The sequence below is a fragment of the Dietzia maris genome (genome assembly GCF_014144855.1).
GTDB classification, from domain to species: Bacteria; Actinomycetota; Actinomycetes; order Mycobacteriales; family Mycobacteriaceae; genus Dietzia; species Dietzia kunjamensis.
On the sequence record NZ_JAALDN010000507.1, the window covers coordinates 1 to 2,287 of the forward strand.

Here is a 2,287-nt window from a genome sequence, read left to right on the forward strand (position 1 = left end):
CGCCCCGGCTACTTCATCGGTGAATTGAGGTTGAAGGTGGCTCGCTCGGCGGCACGTCGCTGCTGCCGGGACAGACCAACCGTCGGCACTGCGGCGCCCAGGGGCGCCTCCTGGGCGCGGTTGATCGACTCGTAGCGCTCATCTCGACGGCCCCGCTCGTAACCACGGCGGTCAGCTTCCGCCAACTCCTGGCGCCACTTCTCGAGTCGCTGCTCGGCATCAGGCAGGGGGAATCCGCCTCGAAGCGCACGACCCGACCCGTCGGGCAGGTCGAACATTTGCTCCATCACAGCGTCGGCTTCGGCCGGCACGATCATCTGCCCATTCCATTGCTTTGCAACCGCGCCCAGGACGCGCAGCAACAGCTGCCGATGCTGCATCGAGGTCAGGTACTCCGCCCACTCGTCAGCCACACGGGGACGAGCCGGAGCATCGACCGCCAGGATCGGCTGCTCGTTATCCCGCGCCACCCGACGGGCCTCCTTCGCGCGCTGCCGGCAAGCAGTCGAGCACCATCGCGGACGTCGCCCACGACCCGCCCACATCACCGGATCACCGCACCGCGGACACTGACCAGCACTGCCCAGAGGCCATGTGCGCACCCTACCGAGAAACGGCACACCCCCAACACACTTAGAGTGCCTACTGTCTGAAGTTTTGTGGCAGTGGGAACCAGCAGGAGGCGCATCGAGCTCGAACGGTCCCGGATCGGCCAAGTCGCGAGGCCGAACAGCACCAGGAACACGGTGCCGAGCTGAACGACGATCGCGGTGCAGATTCCACAGCGTCACAGGCACCGTCTGCTTGCGACGAACGGACCGCACGTGGACCAGCGGGGCGCATCACCGGGTCACCACCGCGGGGCATGCGACAACGCATCGCCTGAGGGTCGCGGGGGCGACCCACCAAGAAACGGCACACCCCTAAGTCTGAAATTCAGCAAGAGGTGTGTCAGGTTTGGGCCTGCTCCAGGAGAGCCTGATCTGAGCACTGGGGCAGGCGCGCAGTACAGGCAATGCGCGTAGGACAGGTCGTACAGATTCGGCGCGCGCAACCCCGGCTATCGAGAGGCAAGGGCTAGACGAAGGAACGTCCGCGCCAGCACCGAGGCGGCGACTGCTAGCGGCCATGCCAATCTCCCTGTAGGCGGACACGTACTTCCCTGCTGACGGTCAGTTGATCTCCCTGTCCGTGGCCAAGGGATCGGGCCGTGTCGGTCCCGCGAAAAGCGCCCCTCCGGGGATGTGCTCGAGGTCTTCGACCACCTATGAGCGCTGTTCCACCGGAGGGACGCATGAAGAAGTCTGACAGGGAGATCATGGAAATTCTCGAGGCATACGACGCCACTGAAAGTGCGCACTCCGCCGCGCAGCTGGCGGGTGTGGATCCCAAGACGGTGCGGCGGTACGTCGCCGCTCGTGACCAGGGGCGTCCGGTGACCGGCGCGGGCCGCCGTCCGCGGATGCTCGATGAGCACATGCCCAAGATCGAGGAGTGGGTCGAGCGCGGCAACGGCAAGGTCCGCGCCGATATCGTCCACGAACGGCTGGTGGCGATGGGGTTCACCGGGACCGAGCGCACGACCAGGCGGGCGGTGGCGCAGGTCAAGGCCGCGTGGCGGGCCGGGCATCAGCGCACCTACCGGCCGTGGATCACCGAGCCGGGCCTGTGGCTGCAGTTCGACTGGGGCGAAGGGCCGAAGGTCCCCGGCCCGGACGGGGTCCTGCGCTCGACGTTGCTGTTCTGCGCCTGGTTGGCGTGGTCCCGCTTCCGGGTGGTGATCCCGGTGTGGGACCAGAAATTGCCCACGCTGATCGCTTGCCTGGATGCGACCCTGCGCCGCGTGGGCGGGGTGCCGACCTACGTGCTGACCGACAACGCCAAGACGGTCAGCGTGGATCACGTCGCCGGTGTGCCGGTGCGTCATCCGCAGATCGTCCAGGCCGCACGTCACTACGGCACCCAGGTGCACACCTGTGTGCCGTTCGATCCGGAGTCCAAGGGCGGCACCGAGTCCACCGTCCGGTTGGCTAAGGCCGATGTGGTGCCCACCGAGGCGAACCTGCGGGAGCAGTACGGCTCGTTCGCCGAGCTCGAGGCAGCATGCGAGCAGTTCTGCGCCAAGGTCAACTCCCGTAAGCATCGTGAATCGGCAAGGGTCCCGAATGAGGCGCTGATCGACGAACGTCGTCGTCTGCACGTACTGCCGGCGGCGCCGCACACCATGGCGCTGGGCCAGACCCGCACCGTGGGCACTGACCTGCCGCGTCGATTTCGGACAGCGGAG

The 2,287-nt window shown here is 66.8% G+C and carries 2 protein-coding genes; one reads left to right on the forward strand and one right to left on the reverse strand.

Annotation, left to right across the window (positions count from 1 at the left end; genetic code table 11):
* Positions 1-8: 8 nt before the first annotated feature.
* Positions 9-470: a hypothetical protein gene (locus tag G6024_RS15375; protein ID WP_159149103.1), complete on the reverse strand. Its 462-nt coding sequence runs from the start codon at positions 468-470 to the stop codon at positions 9-11.
* Positions 471-1,294: 824 nt separating this feature from the next.
* Here G6024_RS15375 and istA point away from each other — a divergent pair.
* Positions 1,295-2,287 (forward strand): IS21 family transposase (gene istA, locus G6024_RS15380; RefSeq protein WP_235027937.1); only part of this gene is annotated, 993 nt, incomplete at its 3' end.